The organism is Achromobacter sp. MFA1 R4, assembly GCF_900156745.1.
Classification (GTDB): Bacteria; Pseudomonadota; Gammaproteobacteria; order Burkholderiales; family Burkholderiaceae_B; genus Achromobacter.
The window spans coordinates 5499432-5520463 of sequence record NZ_LT707065.1 but is presented as its reverse complement, the minus strand read 5'-3'; the positions used below and the strand labels follow the sequence as shown (position 1 = coordinate 5520463).

At 64.4% G+C, this 21032-nt stretch carries 19 protein-coding genes; 12 read left to right on the top strand and 7 right to left on the bottom strand.

All coding sequences use genetic code 11. The features are described 5' to 3' along the window. Window positions 1–123: 123 nt before the first annotated feature. The 8 genes from BXA00_RS25235 (at window position 124) to BXA00_RS25200 (ending at window position 10579) form a co-directional block, all read left to right on the top strand. Entirely contained in the window at window positions 124–1209 is a 1086-nt protein-coding gene (locus BXA00_RS25235; protein ID WP_076521112.1) for an ABC transporter ATP-binding protein, read from the top strand. Beyond that, the gene (locus tag BXA00_RS25230) at window positions 1209–2297 is read left to right on the top strand and encodes an ABC transporter ATP-binding protein (RefSeq protein ID WP_076521111.1); all 1089 of its coding nucleotides are present in this window, start codon (window positions 1209–1211) and stop codon (window positions 2295–2297) included. The genes BXA00_RS25235 and BXA00_RS25230 overlap by 1 nt, the downstream gene beginning before the upstream one ends. Beyond that, window positions 2294–3184, top strand: coding sequence for a carbohydrate ABC transporter permease (locus BXA00_RS25225; protein WP_076521110.1), 891 nt, complete (start codon window positions 2294–2296; stop codon window positions 3182–3184). The genes BXA00_RS25230 and BXA00_RS25225 overlap by 4 nt, the downstream gene beginning before the upstream one ends. Continuing rightward, window positions 3177–3989, top strand: a complete 813-nt coding sequence (locus BXA00_RS25220) for a carbohydrate ABC transporter permease (protein ID WP_076521109.1) — start codon at window positions 3177–3179, stop codon at window positions 3987–3989. Before BXA00_RS25225 ends, BXA00_RS25220 begins: the two co-directional genes overlap by 8 nt. Window positions 3990–4000: 11 nt before the next feature. Next, window positions 4001–4309 carry a DUF2160 domain-containing protein gene (locus BXA00_RS25215; protein ID WP_076521108.1) on the top strand — a complete coding sequence of 103 codons (309 nt, stop codon included), beginning with the start codon at window positions 4001–4003 and terminating at the stop codon, window positions 4307–4309. Between the two features lie 137 nt (window positions 4310–4446). Continuing rightward, complete coding sequence (locus BXA00_RS25210; RefSeq protein ID WP_076521107.1) at window positions 4447–6177, top strand: ABC transporter substrate-binding protein; 1731 nt, start codon at window positions 4447–4449, stop codon at window positions 6175–6177. A gap of 173 nt (window positions 6178–6350) precedes the next feature. Continuing rightward, window positions 6351–9485, top strand: coding sequence for a 3'-5' exonuclease (locus BXA00_RS25205; RefSeq protein WP_156902866.1), 3135 nt, complete (start codon window positions 6351–6353; stop codon window positions 9483–9485). A 221-nt stretch (window positions 9486–9706) separates the two neighbouring features. Beyond that, a complete protein-coding gene (locus BXA00_RS25200) occupies window positions 9707–10579 on the top strand; it encodes an alpha/beta hydrolase (protein WP_231952157.1) in 873 nt (290 codons plus the stop codon). Between the two features lie 15 nt (window positions 10580–10594). Here the strand turns inward: BXA00_RS25200 and BXA00_RS25195 are convergent, their stop codons facing one another. Both BXA00_RS25195 and BXA00_RS25190 read right to left on the bottom strand, forming a co-directional pair. Beyond that, window positions 10595–11650 carry a sensor domain-containing diguanylate cyclase gene (locus BXA00_RS25195; RefSeq protein ID WP_231952297.1) on the bottom strand — a complete coding sequence of 352 codons (1056 nt, stop codon included), beginning with the start codon at window positions 11648–11650 and terminating at the stop codon, window positions 10595–10597. A 107-nt stretch (window positions 11651–11757) separates the two neighbouring features. Further along, window positions 11758–12654: an NAD(P)/FAD-dependent oxidoreductase gene (locus tag BXA00_RS25190; RefSeq protein WP_076521103.1), complete on the bottom strand. Its 897-nt coding sequence runs from the start codon at window positions 12652–12654 to the stop codon at window positions 11758–11760. Between the two features lie 302 nt (window positions 12655–12956). Between BXA00_RS25190 and BXA00_RS25185 the strand changes: the two genes are divergently transcribed. From BXA00_RS25185 to BXA00_RS25175, 3 genes are all read left to right on the top strand, one after another. Beyond that, window positions 12957–13778, top strand: a complete 822-nt coding sequence (locus BXA00_RS25185; protein WP_076521102.1) for a glucose 1-dehydrogenase — start codon at window positions 12957–12959, stop codon at window positions 13776–13778. A gap of 7 nt (window positions 13779–13785) precedes the next feature. Further along, the gene (locus BXA00_RS25180) at window positions 13786–15606 is read left to right on the top strand and encodes a glycoside hydrolase family 15 protein (protein WP_076521101.1); all 1821 of its coding nucleotides are present in this window, start codon (window positions 13786–13788) and stop codon (window positions 15604–15606) included. A gap of 125 nt (window positions 15607–15731) precedes the next feature. After that, on the top strand, window positions 15732–16859 hold the full coding sequence (locus BXA00_RS25175) for an acyl-CoA dehydrogenase family protein (RefSeq protein ID WP_076521100.1): 1128 nt from the start codon (window positions 15732–15734) through the stop codon (window positions 16857–16859). A gap of 25 nt (window positions 16860–16884) precedes the next feature. On the opposite strand, the gene BXA00_RS25170 is transcribed toward BXA00_RS25175, so the two are convergent. From BXA00_RS25170 to BXA00_RS25150, 5 genes are all read right to left on the bottom strand, one after another. After that, window positions 16885–17277 carry a DUF2784 domain-containing protein gene (locus BXA00_RS25170; protein ID WP_076521099.1) on the bottom strand — a complete coding sequence of 131 codons (393 nt, stop codon included), beginning with the start codon at window positions 17275–17277 and terminating at the stop codon, window positions 16885–16887. A 51-nt stretch (window positions 17278–17328) separates the two neighbouring features. After that, window positions 17329–17904: a restriction endonuclease gene (locus tag BXA00_RS25165; RefSeq protein WP_076521098.1), complete on the bottom strand. Its 576-nt coding sequence runs from the start codon at window positions 17902–17904 to the stop codon at window positions 17329–17331. 33 nt (window positions 17905–17937) lie between these two features. Further along, window positions 17938–18180: an RNA-binding S4 domain-containing protein gene (locus BXA00_RS25160; RefSeq protein ID WP_076521097.1), complete on the bottom strand. Its 243-nt coding sequence runs from the start codon at window positions 18178–18180 to the stop codon at window positions 17938–17940. A 27-nt stretch (window positions 18181–18207) separates the two neighbouring features. After that, the gene (locus BXA00_RS25155) at window positions 18208–18957 is read right to left on the bottom strand and encodes a DUF502 domain-containing protein (RefSeq protein WP_076521096.1); all 750 of its coding nucleotides are present in this window, start codon (window positions 18955–18957) and stop codon (window positions 18208–18210) included. 157 nt (window positions 18958–19114) lie between these two features. Next, window positions 19115–19582, bottom strand: coding sequence for a winged helix-turn-helix transcriptional regulator (locus BXA00_RS25150; protein ID WP_076521095.1), 468 nt, complete (start codon window positions 19580–19582; stop codon window positions 19115–19117). A gap of 135 nt (window positions 19583–19717) precedes the next feature. Here BXA00_RS25150 and BXA00_RS25145 point away from each other — a divergent pair, with 135 nt between their 5' ends. After that, the gene (locus BXA00_RS25145; RefSeq protein WP_076521094.1) at window positions 19718–21019 is read left to right on the top strand and encodes a D-amino acid dehydrogenase; all 1302 of its coding nucleotides are present in this window, start codon (window positions 19718–19720) and stop codon (window positions 21017–21019) included. Window positions 21020–21032 lie beyond the last annotated feature (13 nt).

The window sequence follows — 21032 nt, the reverse complement described above, 5'->3', positions numbered from 1 at the left end:
TCTGAAAGAGTATGCTCATCGTGTTGTCCCGGCGTGTGCGCGCGCCGGTGCACGGAGCAGGGCGCTGTACCGAATACCGAAGTCCACAAAAACAGGGACATATAAGTAGGTTGAGGAGACTAGATGCAGCTGACCTTGGACGGGATCGTGTTGCGGGCCGGCTCGCAGACGCATCTGTATCCCATGAGCCTGGCCCCGGTTGCGGGCGCCATGACCGTCCTGCTGGGGGCCACCCTGGCCGGCAAGACCTCGCTGATGCGCATCATGGCCGGGCTGGACCGTCCCACCGAGGGCCGCGTGCGGGTCGACGGGGTCGACGTCACCGGCGTGCCGGTGCGCCAGCGCAACGTGGCGATGGTCTACCAGCAGTTCATCAACTATCCCTCCATGTCGGTCTACGACAACATCGCCTCGCCGCTCAAGTTGCGCGGGGCGCGCGACACGCGCGAAAAGGTCCACGCCATGGCCGCGCGGCTGCACATCGACCATCTGCTGGACCGGTATCCGTCGGAACTGTCCGGCGGGCAACAGCAGCGGGTGGCGCTGGCGCGCGCGCTGGCCAAGGAAGCGCCGCTGATCCTGCTGGATGAACCGCTGGTCAACCTGGACTACAAGCTGCGCGAAGAATTGCGCGATGAACTGTCGGAACTCTTTGCGGAAGGGCGGTCCACGGTGGTCTATGCGACCACGGAACCCGGAGAGGCGCTGCTGCTGGGCGGCCACACCGCCGTGCTGGACGCGGGAGAGCTGCTGCAATACGGCCCCACGGCCGAGGTCTTTCACCGGCCCAATTCGATCCGCGTGGCGCGCGCCTTCAGCGATCCGCCCATGAACCTGTTTGCCGCCCGGCGCCACAATGGCGGTTTCGTGCTGCAGGGCGACGTGGCGGTGGAACGCGCGCTGCCGCCGGGCGCCGACGCCGACATCACCGCCGGCCTGCGCGCCGGCGCCCTGGACGTGACGCCGCGCCCGGGTTATGTCGCCTTGCCCGGGCGGGTGACGCTGGCCGAGATCTCCGGGTCCGATACCTTCGTGCACGCCGCCACGGCCGCCGGCGACGTCGTGGCGCAACTGCCCGGGGTGCACCGCTACAGCCTGGACGAGCGCGTGGCGCTCTACTTCGATCCGGCGCAGACCTATGCCTTCGGCGCGGACGGCGCGCTCTTGACCGCGCCGCGCCAGCCGGCCAGCGTGGGGGAGGCGGCCTGATGGCGCAGATCGAGCTGGACCTGTCCCATTCGTACGTGGCCCATCCCCGGTCGGACGAAGACTATGCGCTGCTGCCGCTGCGGTTCACGTTCCGCGACGGCGGGGCCTATGCCCTGCTCGGGCCGTCGGGCTGCGGCAAGACGACGCTCCTGAACTGCGTGTCGGGCCTGCTGCGGCCGTCGCAGGGGCGCATCCTGTTCGATGGCCAGGACGTCACCGACAAGAGCCCGCAGGCGCGCAACATCGCCCAGGTGTTCCAGTTTCCGGTGGTGTACGACACGATGACGGTGGCCCAGAATCTGGCCTTTCCGCTGCGCAACCGGGGCGTCGCGCCCGAGCGCATCCGCGAGCGCGTCGGCCGCATCGCGGAAATGCTCGAAATGTCCCATGTCCTGGACCGCCGGGCCAGCGGCCTGACGGCCGACGCCAAGCAGAAGATTTCGCTGGGCCGGGGTCTGGTGCGCAGCGACGTGTCGGCCATCCTGTTCGACGAACCGCTCACGGTGATCGACCCGCAGCTCAAGTGGGAGCTGCGGCGCAAGCTCAAGGAAATCCACCACGAGTTCAAGCTGACGCTGATCTACGTGACGCACGACCAGACCGAGGCGCTGACCTTCGCCGACCAGGTGATGGTCATGGCGCGGGGCCGCGCCGTGCAGGTGGGCAGCGCGGACGATCTGTTCGAGCGGCCCGCGCACACCTTCGTGGGCCATTTCATCGGCTCGCCCGGCATGAACTTCCTGCCGGCGGAGTGGCGCGACGGCGCGCTGATGGTGGGCCGGCACCGTCTGGACGGCCTGCCGGAGGCGCTGGCCGCCAAGCTGGCGGGCGCCGGTCCGGTCAAGCTCGGCGTGCGCCCTGAATACCTGCGGGTGACGCAGGCCGGCGCGCCCGGCGCGGTGCCCCTGCGCGTGGAACGCGTGCAGGACGTGGGCACCTACACGCTGCTGGTGGCCGATTTCGACGGCACGCCGGTGCGCGCGCGGCTGGGCAGCGATGTCGTCCCCCCCGGCCATGGCGGCGACGTGTGGCTGTCGGTGGTCAATCCGCACACCTGCTTTTATCGCGACGAGGCGCTGATCCCATGAAACCCACCGATCACCGGGCCTGGTTCCTGGTCATGCCAGTCGTGCTGTGCGTGGCGTTCTCGGCCATCCTGCCGCTGATGACCATCGTCAACTATTCGGTGCAGGACATCATTTCGCCGGACCGGCGGGTGTTCGTCGGCACGGAATGGTTTGCCGCCGTGCTGCAGGACGACGAGCTGCACGGGGCGCTGCTGCGCCAGATCGGATTCTCGTTCGCGGTGCTGCTCATCCAGATCCCGCTGGGCATCCTGCTGGCGCTGTCCATGCCGGCCAGCGGCTGGCGCGCGTCCGCGGTGCTGGTGATCATCGCGCTGTCGCTGCTGATTCCCTGGAACGTCGTGGGCACCATCTGGCAGGTCTTCGGGCGCACCGACATCGGCCTCCTGGGCGCCACGCTGTCGTGGCTGGGCGTGGACTACAACTACACCGGCAACGATTTCGACGCCTGGATCACGGTGCTGATCATGGACGTGTGGCACTGGACGCCGCTGGTCGCGCTGCTGTGCTACGCGGGGCTGCGCGCGATTCCCGACGCGTATTACCAGGCGGCGCGGATCGACGGCGCCTCGCGCTTTGCCGTGTTCCGCTACATCCAGCTGCCCAAGATGCGCGGCGTCCTGATGATCGCGGTGCTGCTGCGCTTCATGGACAGCTTCATGATCTACACCGAGCCCTTCGTGCTGACCGGCGGCGGGCCGGGCAACGCCACCACCTTTCTGTCGCAGTACCTGACGCAGAAGGCGGTGGGGCAGTTCGACCTGGGGCCGGCCGCGGCGTTCTCGATCATCTATTTCCTGATCATCCTGCTGTTGTGCTTCATCCTCTACAACTGGATGCAGCGCGCGGGCACGACCGGCGGCTTCGACGAGGAGCGGGCAAATGCGTGAGAAAACCACCTGGTGGCGCGGCGCCTTCCTGACGCTGTACCTGGTGTTCGCCATCCTGCCGCTGTACTGGATGCTGAACATGTCGTTCAAGTCGAACACCGAGATCGTCAGCACGCTGACGCTCTGGCCGCGCGATTTTACCTTCGAGCACTACCGCACCATCTTCACCGATCCGGCGTGGTATTCGGGCTACATCAATTCGCTGATCTACGTGGTCATCAATACGGTCGTGTCGCTGGGCGTGGCGCTGCCGGCCGCCTACGCCTTCTCGCGCTACCGCTTCATCGGCGACAAGCACGTGTTCTTCTGGCTGCTCACCAACCGCATGACGCCGCCCGCCGTGTTCCTCTTGCCGTTCTTCCAGCTCTACAGTTCGCTCGGGCTGATGGACACCCACCTGGCGGTGGCGCTGGCGCATCTGGTGTTCAACGTGCCGCTGGCGGTGTGGATCCTGGAGGGCTTCATGTCCGGCGTGCCGCGCGAGATCGACGAGACCGCCTATGTCGACGGCTACTCGTTCCCGCGTTTCTTCCTGACGATCTTCCTGCCGCTGATCAAGTCCGGCGTGGGCGTGGCGGCGTTTTTCTGCTTCATGTTCAGCTGGGTGGAGCTGCTGCTCGCCCGCACGCTGACCTCGGTCAACGCCAAGCCTATCGTCGCCACCATGACGCGCACCGTGTCGGCCTCCGGCATGGATTGGGGCGTGCTGGCGGCGGCAGGGGTGCTGACCATCGTGCCGGGCGGCATCGTCATCTGGTTCGTGCGGCACTACATCGCGAAGGGTTTCGCGATGGGCCGCGTGTAGGAGGGGGCGCCATGTTCAGCTGGATGGTGTGGACCACCCCGGTCGCCGTGTTTTTCACCTGCATCGTCCTGATGCTGATCGGCATGACGATCTGGGAACTGAAGTCGCCCACGCAGGAGCGCAAGGGGTTCCTGCCCCTGCCCACCACGCGCGGCGACCGCCTGTTCATCGGCCTGATGGCCGCGGCCTGGGTCAATCTGGCGTTCCTGGGTCTGGGCCAGAAGGCGATGGCGTGGTTTTCGCTGGACCAGCCGCCCTCGGTGTGGATCAGCTTCGTGGTGTCCATGCTGCTGCTGGCGTTCATCATGAAGAAAGGGTGAAAAAGGGGCGAAAAAAGGTGAAAGAGGGGCGCAGATCCCTCGTCCAATTCGGGCAGTCGGAAAGGACTATCGGCCAGCGTCTTCCCCGGCCCGCGGTCCGCAGCACGATAGGGGAAGACTCATCGAGGAGACAGGTCATGAAATTGCGCATGCACGCCATGGCGGCCGCCATCGCCCTGATCGGAACGTCAGGGGCTTGGGCCGGCGAGCCGGAGGCAAAGAAATGGGTCGATTCGGAGTTCCAGCCCTCGTCGCTGTCCAAGGACCAGCAGATGGCCGAAATGAAATGGTTCATCGACGCCGCGGCCAAGCTCAAGGCCAAGGGCGTGAATGAAGTCAGCGTGGTGTCCGAAACCATCACCACGCACGAGTACGAGTCCAAGGTGCTGGCCAAGGCCTTTGCCGACATCACGGGCATCAAGGTCAACCACGACCTCATCCAGGAAGGCGACGTCGTCGAAAAACTGCAGACGTCCATGCAGTCCGGCAAATCCATCTACGACGGCTGGATCTCCGATTCCGACCTGATCGGCACGCACTATCGCTACGGCGCCATCCTGCCCCTGTCCGACTACATGGCCGGGGCCGGCAAGGAATGGACCAATCCGCAACTGGACCTGAAGGACTTCATCGGCACCAAGTTCACCACCGCGCCGGACGGCAAGCTGTACCAGTTGCCGGACCAGCAGTTCGCCAACGTGTACTGGTTCCGCGCCGACTGGTTTGCCCGCCCGGACCTGAAGGAAAAGTTCAAGGCCAAGTACGGCTATGAACTGGGCGTGCCGACGAACTGGTCCGCCTATGAAGACATTGCCGCGTTCTTCTCCGATGACGTCAAGGAGATCGACGGCAAGCGCGTCTACGGCCACATGGACTACGGCAAGAAGGACCCGTCGCTGGGGTGGCGCTTCACCGATGCGTGGCTGTCCATGGCGGGCGCGGCCGACAAGGGCCTGCCCAACGGCATGCCGGTGGACGAATGGGGCATCCGCGTCGCCGACGACAAGTGCACGCCGGTCGGCGCCTCGGTGTCGCGCGGCGGGGCCACCAACAGCCCGGCCGCCGTGTACGCGCTGACCAAGTACATCGACTGGATGAAGAAATTCGCGCCGCAGCAGGCCATGGGCATGACGTTCTCGGAAGCCGGACCGGTGCCCGCGCAGGGCCAGGTCGCGCAGCAGATCTTCTGGTACACGGCCTTCACGGCCGACATGACCAAGAAGGGCCTGCCCGTCGTGAACGACGACGGCACGCCGAAGTGGCGCATGGCCCCGTCGCCCTACGGCCCGTACTGGAAGGACGGCATGCAGAACGGCTACCAGGACGTGGGCTCGTGGACCTTCTTCAAGTCCACCAACCCGGACAAGATGGCGGCGGCCTGGCTGTATGCGCAGTTCGTCACGTCCAAGTCCGTGTCGCTCAAGAAGTCGATCACCGGTCTTACCTTCATCCGCGACAGCGACATCAACAGCGAGTTCTTCACCAAGAACGCAGCCAATTACGGCGGCCTGATCGAGTTCTACCGCAGCCCGGCGCGGGTGGCGTGGACCCCGACCGGCACCAACGTGCCGGACTATCCGAAGCTGGCGCAGCTCTGGTGGAAGAACGTCGCCACCGCCGTCACGGGCGAAAAGACCCCGCAGGCGGCCATGGACAACCTGGCCAACGAAATGGATCAGGTCATGGCGCGGCTGGAGCGCGCGGGCATGGCGCAGTGCGCGCCCAAGCTCAATCCCAAGAGCGATCCCGGCAAGTGGCTGTCCGACCAGCACGCGCCGTGGAAGAAACTGGCCAACGAGAAGCCCAAGGGGGAGACGATTCCCTATGAACAGCTGCTGTCGGCCTGGAAGGAAGGGAAGGTGAGGTAACGCGCGCGCCGGCAGGGAATGAACGCCACAGGTTGACTGTGGCGTTCTTCATTTGCGGGCAAAACTGCATGCGCTAGCATGGAAATGTTTTGATACTATGCGGAACAAGTTAGGCTGCTTCAGACTAGATCGGAACGCGAGCATACCGCTCCAGCGCAGATAAGAGACACAACGTGAAGAATACTCCGCAGTTTCTGGCGTATAAGGACTTTTTGCCATCCTTAAAAAAACTGATGCAAAAAGGAGGCGCGTACGGGCGGGCGGGACGGACAGTGGAGGCGGCGTGGGGCCGTGCGAATTCGAAAGGAGCCTATTCTTACGACGAGGTTTTCGAGGGGATACCACTCACGAACCGGGGGGAAAACAGGATTTCGAATTGCGTGAAATATGATTTGGCGCAGTATTCTCGGTTGGTTACGACGTATAGCAAGGATATTTGCATATTCTTGTTTGCCGGGGATCATGATGCCGTGGATGGATGGTTAGACAAAAACGTTGGGCTGAACTTTATTGCAAAAAAAATCGCTGACACATTTAGCGTGGAACCCGTATTTGTATCCAATACCGCACCCGATACAAATCGAATTATAAACTCTGCCACCGATTGGATGAGTTCCGGTCCTGTAGTCGACCTGTTGTCGAAGGAATGCCGTGATCAATTGCTGAGCCCTTTGTCTGGGAGTGCTAAACGCAAAATTAGTGCAATCGAATCGCATTCCAGTGAGGATGAGGTCTTGGACGCGGTCGCACATATTGATGACGAAGAGTTAGGGGACGCGCTGCTCGATGTTTTGCTCGCACTTCGCAGCAGCGATTTGAACAAAGCGAAGAATCGCATTGATCTATATCTTAAGAAAGCAGTAACGGCATCATCTTTGACTCCCGAAGAAGTTAAGAAAGTCATTTCGAGTGAAAGTACCGTAAGGGTTGAAGATGTAGATCCTGTATTGTTTTCCCATTTTTTGAGAAATGCGGATTTCAAGGAGTGGATGCTGTATTTGCATCCAGCTCAGCGCGAGTACGTAAACAGGAATTTCAACGGGCCCGCTCGACTCGCCGGCGTATCGGGTTCCGGGAAAACATGCGTAGTTATCCATCGAGCGTTACGATTGGCGAACGAGCCCGGGAACAAGTTGGTGTTAATTCTAACGCTGAACGATGCTTTGGCGGTGCTTATCAAGGAATTGATTCTTGCTGAAAATGGCGGCGACCTTCCAGCGAATATTTCTGTCAAGTCTGTGTTTGAAATGTGCAAAGAGCAGCTCGTCCGGCTCAATCCAGGGATGGAGGAATATTACGTTAAGACTACGGTGCAAAAGAATGGTTACGCGATCGTTGAGCATATCGACGAGATCTGGGACGAGTATTTTAACTGCGAAAACAATAATACCGACGCGGATGTGATGTTTGATGTGGTTCGAACGCTTTTGGTAAGAGGTGTTTTTCCTAAAGATTATTTGCGTCAAGAGTTTGATTATATTCGCAGCGCATTTTCCCCGACAGAGCGAGGCGATTATCTTCAGATGGAGCGTGTCGGTAGAGTGATTGCGTTGGAACAGCGTTATCGTGAAATGCTTCTTGAAGGGCTGGATGGATGGGAACGCAAGATGAACGCCGTAGGAGCAATTGACGATATTGGCGTGGTGACCGCGCTTTACGATTATCTCGACAGGTTGACACCGATCTATGATCACGTCTTAGTTGATGAGGTGCAAGACCTAGGTACGCTAGAGCTAAAAATAATTCGTCATCTTACGAGATTTGGTGAAAATGACTTGTTTTTGAGTGGTGATGCTGCTCAGACCGTGCACACAAAGCACTTTGACCAAAAGTCGTCAGGAATCGACCTGCCGTCCGCTCGTTGGATTCGGTTGAGTCAAAACTATCGAAATAGTCGCCAAATTTTGACGGCCGCTCACGCGGTTCTTACGCGGTCATTCGAAAAAATACCAGCGGGGACCGTTGATCTGGAGATCATTCGCCCCGAGTACGCGAACTTCTCATCAGCAAAACCGTTGCTGCTGAAGGCGGAATCGCTCGAAGAGGAGATGCGCATGGCACTCAGCTATGTTGAATCGTTCCTTCTCGGAGAAGTTAAGCGGAAAGCTTGTGTTGTCATTTGTGGATATTCCCAAGTTGCTGTTGAATTGCTCGGAAGGGCTCTGTCGCTGCCAGTTCTTTGCGGAGTCACGCAAATTGATGCATCGGACCTGTTTCTCTCTGATCTCGAGCAAACCAAAGGCTTTGAGTTTGATTTGGTGGTTGTGGTTAACTGCGGAGATGCCGTAATTCCGCACCCGGAACTTCCTGAAAATGAGTCTTTCCGGGAGCTGTGTAGGTTGTATGTGGCATTGACGCGAGCGAAGACTGAGTTGATAGTAAGCTCCCATACAGCGCCATCGAGGTTCATCACGGTTGCGCAAGATGACTGCTTTAACGTCGGAACATGGGCCGAGCATATCGATTGCAAACTTGCGCCGCTTCAAGTTCAATGGCCGTCTCCGATGCTGCAAAAAGTGGGCCGCACAGAATCTTGGACGGTCAAAGGGCGAGATTTCTTGCGTCTTAGAGATGCCGTTGGTTTGTCTACGACTGTGCAGGAGGAAATACTTGTTCATGTAACCGGTTCGGCGCGTACGCAAACCGGTCCAGGCGGAACTCGTAAACAGGTCGAATGGAGGGATTTTTCGTCATTTTACCGAGCCATGAAAGATCCGAAGAACAGAGGCGGTGTATTAAGTGAGGTCGCGTGGGAGGAAATTCGATCAAAAATGGAGTATGCGATCGGACAGCGCGTCGCAGATACTGATACCACGAGGGAAAGCGCGTCAGGCCGAGGAAACGAGCGAAATGCTACTGAATCCGTCGTGGAGCCGGTCGTAGTGTCCAAAGAAGAGGTAGTGCACCGCAGTCACGTCATACTTGCATATAGTCAGGAACAGATTACCGCACATGTGATCGCTAGCTTCATGGCTGTTCAGGGGGTGTCAAAACTGGAAGATCTTGAAGTCGGTTTCGGAATGGATAAGGCCCTTATCGACTTTCTCATCCCTCGAACTGTTCTGCGAGAGTGGGTTATAAAAGCCAAACTGCGAGATTTGAAAACTGATTCGACGAGGGTTGCACTCACTAAAGCGGGCCGTGACCATTGTCTCAGTCGTTCGATAATAACCACGTCGGTCGGTCCGTGGTCTAGACCGGCTGGAATGACGTCGATTTCTGAGCAGAGCGTCATCGACAGCCTTGCCAAAATATTTTCTGGATGCAGTGGGCATGACGGTGAAAAGTTTTATCGACGAGTCGTTTAAGCAGGGAAATTGAGAGGGCTTGCCGCGCTTAGGTTTCCTCCGCCGGATGGATTGTCTCCACGCATTTTCCACGGTAGAAGTCTCGATAGAACGCTTTTTCGATATTCGTTATGTTTCGTATGTTTAGTCTCAAAAAAGGATTGCAAGCCTTTTCGCTGTCTGTAGTATGTTGCTCGACAGCTAATATATCTGCCGCCGGTTTCCAGCGGCTGAACCTGCCGATGGACCAGAACGGCCCGGGTCTGCAAGGGGCGGTCTGGACGCCCTGCGCCGAACCCGCGGGCGAGATCAAGGCGGGGCGCAGCGTCATCGCGGGCGTGCAGGGTTGCAAGATGCCCGCCGGCCGCTATCCGCTCATCGTCATGTCCCATGGATCGGGCGGCTCATACCTCAGCCACCATGACACCGCGGCGGCGCTGGCCGACGCGGGCTTCGTGGTGGCGGCGATCAACCACGTGGGCGACAACGCGCAGGACCGGTCGCGCCAGGGTTATCTGTCCATCTTCTCGACGCGGCCCCGGGAGATGCGGCGGCTGATCGACTACATGACGGTCGCCTGGCCGGACCGGGCGGGACTGGATGCGGAAAAGATCGGCTTTTTCGGTTTTTCGCGCGGCGGCTACACCGGGCTGGTGCTGGCCGGCGCCGTGCCGGATCTGCGCGCGGGCCTGGCGACCTGCGCCGACTCGCCCTCGCTGCCGATGTGCCGCGACATCGCGGCGGGGAAGGTGCCGCAGCAGCCGTACCCCGCGGATGCGCGCATCAAGGCGGCGGTGATCGCCGATCCGCTCAATGTGTTTCCCGGCGACGCGCTCAAGCGCGTGGCCGTGCCGATCCAGCTGTGGGCCTCGGCGCAGGGCGGTGACGGGGTCAGCCCGGCCAGCGTGGAATCGGTGCGCCAGGGACTGGGCGCCGCGCCGGATTACCAGGTCGCCGCGGGCGCGGGGCATTTTGCGTTCCTGGCGCCGTGCTCGGCCGACCAGGCCTCATCGCTGCCCGGGATCTGCCGCGATGGCGAGGGATTCGACCGCCAGGCGTTTCACCGCGACCTGAACGCCCGCATCGTGGGGTTTTTCAAGGCTCAACTGCGATGAACGCCTGACCGCGCCTCAATGGATGGTGCGCGCCGCGCGGCGCGCGTGCTTGATCTCATACATGCGCGCGTCGGCCAGCTGGACGGCGGCCTCGGCGTCCAGGCCGGCGGGGTCCAGCGCCACGACGCCGGCGCTGGCGCCTTCGTAGGCGACCGAGGCTTCGCCCAGCGCATAGCGGCCCAGCGTCGCGGACAGGACGCGTTCTTCCATGGCGCGCGCGGCTTCCTCGGCTTCGGCGTGGTGCGTCACGCCGCCCGCATCCGCGTGCTTGCGAGGCAGCGCCGGGCCCGGGCCGATCAGCACGAACTCGTCGCCGCCCAGCCGCCCCAGCATGTCCGACGAGCGCAGCGCCGCGGCAATCCGGCGCGAGACTTCCTGCAGGAAGACGTCGCCGGCCTGGTGTCCATGGGTGTCGTTGATGCCCTTGAATCCGTCCAGGTCGATCACGCCCACCAGCACGCTGCCGTGCTCGCGCACGGCGCGCGCCATCAGGCGGTCCAGCGCCTCGTAGAGCGCGCGGCGGTTGGGCAGGCCCGTCAGCGTATCGGTCAGCGCGTACGACATGAGCCGGACATTGGCGGCATGCAGTTGCTCGACCAGCATTTCGCGTTCGATGAAGCTGGCGATCACGCTGGAAAAGAGCTTGAGCACCGACTCGGCCTGCGGATCGATGTCGTGGCGCCTGGCGCTGGCCGCGCACAGCGTTCCGTACAGGACGCCGTCCTCGGCGCGCACCGGCGCGCTGACGTAGGTCTGTATGCCAAGCTGCCGCGCCGCTGCGGAGTCGGGCCAGCACCGCGCAACGTCGCTGGTGCACATGCGGCCTTCGTCCAGCGCGCGCTTGCAGAGCGTGTCGCCCCACTGCACGGACAGCCCTTCGGGTATCTGCAGCTGACCCACGTTGCGCGCGTAGCGCACGTGCTGCAGGTCGGCCTGCAGGTCGATCGAGGTCAGGTACGTCGACTCAAGTCCGGTGACCGCGCCCAGCATGTCCAGCAGGGGGCGCGTCAATTGCTCGACCGACTTGGCGGCGGGCAGGGTGGTCGACAGTTCGGCGAGGATGGGATCCAGCACGGCTGCTCCTGGATGCATGGTCGGATGAACTTTCGGCCCGTAGTCTGCAAGCAGAGCGGGCCGGCCATCCGGCATTATGCACGCGCGCGGGCCGTGCCAGGACGCTAGGCCATCACGAGCGAACGATGCGCGCAGATGCCCGCCATCACGCCCGAGGCGCTGGCCAGCGTGGCGTTGGACATCGGCGTGGATGCGTCGCCCGCGGCGAAGACGCCCGGCACCGTGGTCTGCTTGAGCTCGTCCACGCGGATCACGGGTCCCAGCGGCCCCTCATCGAACGCGCACCCGAGTTGCCCGGCGAGCGGGCTGGCCATGTGCGTCCTGCTCGCCACGAAAAGCGCGTGGACCGGCACCTGGCGGCCGTCGGCCAGCGCCACGCCGCGCAGCGCGGGCGCTTCGCCCAGCAGGCGCACGACCGGCGTGCGTTCCAGCCGGACGCCGCGCGCGGCCAGGTGCCGCGCTTCCTCCGGCGAGGGCTCGTACTGGCCCTGCGTGAAGTAGGTGGTCGGCCCCCAGTCGGGCAGCAGCAAGGCCTGGTGCGCGGACATCGGATGCGCGGCCAGGACGCCCAGCGGTTCTCCCGCCACTTCATAACCATGGCAATACGGGCAATGCAGCACCGTCTGGCCCCAGCGTTCCTGCAGGCCGGGCAAGGCCGGCAATTCGTCGCGCATGCCCGTGGCCAGGATGAGGCGCGCGCCGCGCACGCGCTGGCCGGCGGCCAGGACAAGCTCGAACCCGCCGTCCACGGGCGCGGCCTGGAGCGCCTCGTCGTCCAGGAATGCGACGGTCGGATACCGGGCAAGCTGCTCGCGGGCGCGCGCCACGATCTCCTGCGGCGGCACGCCGTCCTGCCCGAGGAAGCCGTGGGCGTGCGCGGCGTAGCGGTTGCGGGGGCGCGCGGCGTCGACCAGCAACACCTGCCGGCGCGCGCGCGCCAGTTGCAGGGCGGCGGAAAGGCCGGCGAAGCTGCCGCCGACGATGATGACGTCGTATTGCATGGGGGGTCCTTTCAAGGTGGGGGGGTCTCGATACTTTATAAGTTGCATGATAGGCAGGCTTGGTGTTTTACGCAACTTATGATGTTTCATTTCCGCGTCCGGCGCGCGTCCTGCGCACGTCCAGCGCACGTCCTGCGCATATCTCACCCATGCCTCGCCCCGTCCATGGCGCCCTGCGGGAACGCCGCTTGCTCGAACGAGCGCCAGCCGCGGGCGGGTTGCGCCGGCCCCCGGGCCAGGACTACCCTGGAACCCTCTACACCGGCGGCCGACCCCAAGAGCCGGCCGCCAAGGAGACTGGCATGCAGCAGACGATTGGGTTACGCGGCCGGGTGGCCGTGGTGACGGGAGCGTCCTCCGGCATCGGACGGGCCACGGCGATCGGCCTGGCGCAGGCGGGGGCGCGGGTGGTGGTGAACCACCGCGCGGGCGGCGATTCCCAGGCCCGCGGCGCGGCGGTGGTGGAAGCGATCCAGCGCGAGGGCGGCACGGCGGTGGCCGCGGCGGCCGACATCAGCCGCGAAGCCGACGTCGATCATCTGTTTGCGCAGGCGGTGCAACACTTCGGCCGGGTGGACATCCTGGTCAACAACGCCGGCGTCGAGCATCCGTCGCCGATCGCCGACATGACGCTGGCCGACTGGCAGCGGGTCATCGACGTGAACCTCACCGGCCATTTCCTGTGCGCCCGCGCGGCAGCCCGGGCCTTCAAGTCGCAGCCGCCGGACCCGGCGCGGCAGAACCTCTCGGTGGGCAACATCTTGTTCATCAGCTCGGTGCATGAAGTGATCCCGTGGGCGTTCCAGGTGAACTACGCGGCGTCCAAGGGCGGCATTTCGCTGCTGATGAAGTCGCTGGCGCAAGAGCTGGCGCCGGACCGCATCCGCGTCAACTCCATCGCGCCGGGCGCCATCCGCACCGCCATCAACCAGCCGGCGTGGGACACGCCGCAAGCCTTGGCCAAGCTGCTGGAACTCATTCCCTATGGCCGGATCGGCGAACCGGAGGACATTGCGCAGGCGGCCGTCTGGCTGGCGGGCGATGCGTCCGACTACGTGACCGGCACGACGCTCTTCGTGGATGGCGGCATGACGCTGTACCCCGAATTCCGCGGCGCGGGCTGAGGCCGGCATGTCCAAACCCCTGGAAGACTACGGGCTCATCGGCAACATGCTGTCCGCCGCGCTGGTGGCGCGCGACGGGTCGATCGACTGGCTGTGCCTGCCGCATTTCGATTCGCCGGCCTGCTTTGCCGCGCTGCTGGGCGACCAGAATCACGGGCGCTGGCTCATCGCGCCGCACGGCAAGGTCCGGGCGACCTCGCGCCGCTACTTGCCCGACACGGCGGTCCTGGAAACGCGCTTCGAAACCCGGACAGGCTCGGTGCTGCTGTACGACTTCATGCCCCTTAGTGACGACGACGAGCGCGCGGACGTCGTGCGCATCGTGCGCGGCGAATCCGGGCACGTGCAGATGGACATGGAGCTCATCCTGCGCTTTAACTACGGCCAGAGCGTGCCCTGGGTCCGGCGGCGGGACTACGGCCTGAATGCCATCGCCGGGCCGGACGCGATCGAGCTGCACACCCCCGTCGAGCTCGAAGGCCACGACATGAAGACGACGGCGCGCTTTTCCGTGCACCCGGGACGCGTCGTGCCGTTCACCCTGTCGTATCACCGCTCGCACCGCACCCCCCGATTCGTGCCGGACCGCGTCGAAAGCATGGACCGCACGGTCTCGTGGTGGCAGGAATGGTCCAAGCGCTGCCACTGGGAAGGCGCGCTGGACGGGCGCCGCGATGCCGTGGTGCGCTCGCTCATCACGCTGAAGCTGCTGACCTTCCACCCGACCGGCGGCATCATCGCGGCGCCGACCACCTCGCTGCCCGAATTGCTGGGCGGCAGCCGCAATTGGGACTACCGCCACTGCTGGCTGCGCGATTCGGCCCTGACGCTGTACGCCTTGCTCAACGCCGGCTATCGCGAAGAGGCGGAGGCGTGGCGCCAATGGCTGCTGCGCGCGGTGGCCGGGCATCCGGACCAGTTGCAGATCATGTACGGCATCGCGGGCGAGCGCTGGCTCCCCGAGCTGGAAATCCCCTGGCTGCCCGGCTATGAGGGCAGCCGGCCGGTGCGCCGGGGCAACGGCGCGGCGGGGCAGAGCCAGCTCGACATTTATGGCGAACTCATCGAAACCCTGTATGCCGCCCGCGTGGCGGACCTGGCGCCGCTGGCCGAAGCCTGGCGCCTGCAGAACGTGCTGCTCAAGCCGCTGGAAACGCGCTGGCGCGAACTGGACCACGGCATCTGGGAGGTCAGGGGCGAGCGGCGCGCCTTCACCCATTCCCGGCTCATGTGCTGGGTGGCGTTCGACCGGGCGGTGAAGGCCTGCGAACGATGGGGCCTGAAAGGCCCGGTGGACGACTGGCGGCGGCTGCGCGAGCGGATCCGCAAGGACATCTGCGACCGCGGTTACGACCGTGCGCGGGGCTGCTTCGTGCAAAGCTATGGTTCGCCGGCGCTGGACGCGAGCCTGCTGCTGATCCCGCAGGTGGGCTTCCTGCCGCCCAACGACCCGCGCGTGGCGGGCACCGTGCACGCCATTGAAAGCGAGCTCATGCATGGCGGGCTGTTGCGCCGCTACTCGGTCGAGCACACCGACGACGGGCTGGAGGGCGAGGAGGGCGTGTTCCTTGCGTGCAGCTTCTGGCTGGCAGACGCCTACGTGATGCTGGGCCGGCTGGGCGATGCGGAAAGGCTGTTCGACCGGCTGCTGTCGCTGCGCAACGATCTGGGCCTGTTGTCGGAAGAGTACGACGTCGTGCGGCGGCGATTGATCGGCAACTTTCCGCAGGGCTTCTCGCACATCGGCCTGGTGAACACCGCCTACAACCTGAGCCGCGCCATGGGGCCCGCGCAACAGCGGGCCGAGCAGGACGCGCCGCGCGCGTAGCCGGATCCGGGCCGGTGTATTCTCGCAATCGGGCGGCCCGGTCCGTTCATCGCCGCCCGCACACAACATCGAGAGACCGCCGTGGCGCCCGCCGCGCGCCGGCCCCTGCACCAGGAGAGACAAGCATGCTTTTGACCGATGAACAGCAAAGCGTCCAGGAGATGGCGCGCCGGTTTGCGCAGGAGCGCCTCGCGCCCAATGCCGAGCGCTGGGATCGCGAGCACCACTATCCGGCCGACGCCATCGCCGAGATGGCGCAACTGGGCTTTTTCGGCATGCTGGTGCCCGAGGCGTGGGACGGCAACGACAGCGGCTACCTCGCGTACGCGGTGGCGCTGGAAGAGATCGCCGCGGGCAGCGGCGCCTGCTCCACCATCATGAGCGTGCACAACTCGGTGGGCTGCATGCCCATCCTGAAATTCGGCAATGACGCGCAGAAGGCGCAGTTCCTGCGCCCGCTGGCGCGGGGCGAGCATATCGGCGCATTTGCGCTGACCGAGCCGCAGGCGGGCTCCGACGCCAGCAGCCTGCACACCCGCGCCCGGCGCGACGGCGAGGACTACATCCTCAATGGCGCCAAGCAGTTCATCACCTCCGGGCGCAACGGGCAGACGGTGATCGTCTTCGCGGTGACCGATCCCGACGCGGGCAAGCGCGGCATTTCCGCCTTCATCGTGCCTACCGATACTCCGGGCTACAAGGTGCTGCGGGTCGAGGACAAGCTGGGCCAGCATGCGTCCGACACCTGCCAGATCGCGTTTGAAGACATGCGAATTCCCGCCGCCTGGCGCCTGGGCGAAGAGGGCGAGGGCTACAAGATCGCGCTTTCCAACCTGGAGGGCGGGCGTATCGGCATCGCCGCGCAATCGGTGGGCATGGCGCGCGCCGCCTTCGAGTGCGCGCGCGACTACGCCCGCGACCGCCAGGCCTTCGGCAAGCCCATCATCGAGCACCAGGCGGTGTCGTTCAGGCTGGCGGACATGGCCACGCAGATCCATGCGGCGCGCCAGATGGTGCTGCATGCCGCCGCCCTGCGCGAAGCCGGCCGGCCCGCGCTGACGGAAGCTTCCATGGCCAAGCTGTTTGCCTCGGAGATGGCCGAGAAGGTCTGCTCGGCGGCGATCCAGACCCTGGGCGGCTATGGCTACCTGAAGGATTTCCCGGTCGAGCGCATTTACCGGGACGTGCGCGTCTGCCAGATCTATGAAGGCACCAGCGACATCCAGCGCCTGGTGATCGCGCGCAACCTGTAGGCAGGGCCGGGCGGCTCGGCGGGCGCTACCTGCGCGCCGCGGCCGCCGCGTGTCGGGCGCCGGCCCGCCGGCGGGCCCACACGGCGTACACCACGATATTGCCCACGATCAGCAACGCGGCCAGCAGCATCTGCGTGGTACGGGTGATGCCCTCGGGGTAGATGATGCCCAGCACGTAGTGTTCGATGAAGCCGCCCGCATAGCCTTCCTGTCCCGCGCGTTCGCGCAGCGACACTTCCAGCGGCGTCAGCGGACAGATCCAGCCCATGCCGATCACCAGCGCGCCCCAGGCCAGCGCCGGCAGATGCCAATAGGCGGCCCGCGGCTTCCACAGGGCCAGCAGGCCGCCGAACATCACGAATGCGACAAAGAGGCCATGCACGACCAGCACCAGGTCGGCAAGGATGCGATAGATCATCGGAAAAAACGCCCAGGGTTCGGTGAGGGAGATCCAGGCCCGGCCGGGCCGTCAGGTTTTCAGGTCCCGCAGGAGCTTGGTCAGTTCGGGCGCCGTCATCAGCGACACGCCCTGGGCCTTGGCATATTGCCGGGCATTGTCGGACACGTCGCCCAGCGCGATGTAGATGGCTTCGCGGGCGCCGCGCCGCTCGCGCACGGCCTGCAGCTCGCGCAGCGGCTCCACGCCATGCCTGGCGGCTTTCCAGCGCTTGGCGCCGACGATGGCCACATGGCCGTCCTTGCTCAGCGCGAAGTCGGCGCCGGGCGCCTGGATGCGCTCGACCTCGCAGCCATCGCGCCGGAATCCCGCTTCGACGACCCGCGAAAACTCCGCCCACGACATCGCGGCGACGGCCTGGGTCACGGCCTGCACGCGGGCGCCGGATGGCGCGCGCAGCTGCTTGTAGGCCGCCATGATGGCGATCACGGCAAACGGCACGGCAGCGAAGACGCCCATGGCGGCGTACTCCAGCGGCAACGCGGCAAAGCCGCCCGCGCTCAGCAGCACGGCCACGCCGGCGGCCATCCACCACGGCGAGCGCAGCAGCACGGCGAAGATGGAGTTCTGGGACATCTTGAGTTTCATGGCGGCTCGCGGCGGGTCAGGTTCAACGGGAAATCAGGCTTGGCCGCCGGCGTCCGGCGCGCGCACCACAATGCGCACGTCGCCGCAGGTCACGATCTGGCCGTCGCGGATCTTGGCCGTCTTGCGCGTTTCGACCTCGCCGCCAACGCGGACCTGGCCGTCGGCCACGAGCATCTTGCCCGCGCCGCCGCTGTCGCAAACGCCCGTGGCCTTCAGGAGCTGGTTGATTTCAATATAGGGGCTGCCTGCGGCAAGCGTGAATTCGATGATGCGCATACTGGGTGAATCCGTGGGGGCGAGGGGTCAAACGGGACCGCTGCCCGGGGCGCCGGGGTTGGCGGGGTTGGCCGGATTGGCGGCATTGGCGGCATTGGCGGCATTGGCCGTATTGGCCGGATGGGCGGCCTCGGCGGGCTGCTGGGCGGCGGGCGCCGGCGGGCCGGCGGGCGGCACCGGACGGCCGTTGCCGGTTTCGGACCGCGCCATCCAGGCGATCAAGGACGAACGCATGGCTTCCTCGACCGACATCTCGATGGGCTGCACCCACTCTTGCGGCACGAAGACCGTATAGCCGCCGATCATGTAGCCCATGGGCAGGTAGACCGCGACGCGCTCGCCCTGCGTGAAGCCTTCGGGCAGGCCGTCCATGCCGCGCCGGGTCACCAGGCCCACCAGTTCGAGCTGCTGGCCCGGAATGCGCAGGATGACGACCTGTTGGGCGGTGTTCTTGGAACTTGGCGAAAAGTAATCGGCAAAGCTCTTGAGCGACGAATAGATGCTCTTGACCACCGGCAGGTTGGTAAAGGGCATTTCCACCAGCGTCAGGAAGCGCTGCACGCGCTCCTTGGAGACGAGGTAGCCGATGGCCAGGATCCCCAGGATGCCCAGCAGCAATCCCATGCCCGGCACATAGAAGCCGCCGATGAACGGGCGCAGGAAGGTCAGCGCGACGCCTTCGGTCCAGGCCAGGAAGAGATACAGCAGGTAGATCGTCAGCGCCAGCGGCAGGACGGTGATCAGGCCACGGAAAAAGTATTTGTAGAGGCGAGTCATAGGCAAGAGCAAAAAATGGGGGCGGACGAATGTGATGGCGCGCCGGAGGGCCGCAGCATAGCAGCCGTCGCAGGATTTTCCGGTAACAAAACCGGCCGGACGGGGCCGGCCCGGGTCATGTTTTATGGGACATGTCTTCTTTTAGTGTGAACCGGCCCTAGCGGTCCACCGGCAGGAACAGCGTCTCCTTGATCTCCTCCATGACGACATAGCTGCGCGATTCGGCGGACGCGGGCAGACGCTTGAGGATTTCACCCAGGAGGCGGCGGTATTCATTCATTTCGGTCAGGCGGGCCTTGACCAGGTAGTCGAAATCGCCCGACACCAGGTGGCACTCCATGACCTCGGGCACGTACAGCAGCTCTTTCTTGACCTTGTCGAACACGTCGCCGGACTTGGCCGACAGCTTGATTTCCAGGAACACCAGCAGGTTCTTGCCCAGCGCCGCCGGATTGACGCGCGCATGGTAACCCGTGATGACGCCTTCGCGTTCCATGCGCTTGACGCGGTCGGAGCAGGGGGTGGCGGACAGGTTCACGCGCTCGGCCAGATCGGTGACCGAAATGCGGCCTTCACGCTGCAGGATATCCAGGATTTTGAGGTCGATTCGGTCGAGTTCGCGCATTTCACTTTTGCCGGTCAGAAAACCCGATCTTGCCGAGAAAAAGCCCTGGCAAAACAAAATCTTCAGTGCTTTTCACTGCTGAGGGGCTCATAGACTACCGAAATTCCCGTACAAAACCAAACACTGGAAAGCATCATGCATGTGATCGTCCTTGGCAGCGGCGTCATCGGCACCACCACCGCCTACTATCTGGCCCGTCAGGGCGCCAAAGTCACCGTGCTGGACCGCCAGCCCGCCGCGGCGCAGGAAACCAGCTACGCGAACGCCGGGCAGGTGTCGCCCGGCTATTCGACCCCCTGGGCAGCGCCCGGCATCCCGCTCAAGGCCTTCAAGTGGCTGTTCCAGAAGCATGCGCCGCTGGCGATCCGCCTGGACGGCAGCCTGTACCAATTGAAGTGGATGGCGGCCATGCTGGCCAACTGCTCGGCCGACCGCTACGCCGTCAACAAGGAGCGCATGCTGCGCCTGGCCGAGTACAGCCGCGACTGCCTGCGCGAATTGCGCGCCTCCACCGGCATCCACTATGAAGAGCGCACGCGCGGCACGCTGCAGCTGTTTCGCACCGACGCCCAGATGGAAGCCGCCCGCCGCGACATCGCCGTGCTGGAAGAGGTGGGCGTCCCCTACGAACTGCTGGACCGCCACCGCCTCGTGACGGCGGAGCCCGCGCTGGCCAATTCGGTCCACAAGCTCTCCGGCGGCCTGCGGCTGCCCAACGACGAGACCGGCGACTGCCAGCTCTTTACCCGCCGGCTGGCCGACATGGCCGCCGCCCTGGGCGTGGAATTCCGCTTCGGCCAGGCCGTCGCGGGCCTGGACACGGCGGGCGGCCAGATCGCCGGCGTGCGCGTCGGCAACGAGGTCCTGACCGCCGACCGGTACGTGGCGGCGTTCGGCAGCTACACGCGCGGGTTCCTGGAGCCCCTGGGGCTGGACCTGCCGGTGTACCCGGTCAAGGGCTATTCGCTGACCATCCCCATGAAAAACGAAGCCGCCGCGCCGGTGTCCACCATCCTGGACGAAACCTACAAGATCGCGGTCACGCGCTTTGACAAGCGGATCCGCGTGGGCGGCATGGCGGAACTGTCCGGCTTCGACCTGCGGCTCAAGGACGCCCGCCGCAAGACGCTGGAACTGGTGGTGAACGACCTGTTCCCCGGCAGCGGGCACGTGGCCCAAGCCGAATTCTGGACCGGGCTGCGCCCCATGACGCCGGACAGCACGCCGGTCGTCGGCCCCACGCGCTACGGCAACCTCTATCTGAATACCGGTCATGGCACGCTGGGCTGGACCATGGCGTGCGGGTCCGGCAAGCTGGTAGCCGACCTGGTGATGGGCCAACGGCCCGCGATCAGCACCGACGGCCTCGGGTTGTCGCGCTACGACCGCAAGGCCGCGTCCAGCCAGCCGCTCGTGCTGGGCGGCAAGGGCGCCTGACGCCCCGGCACCG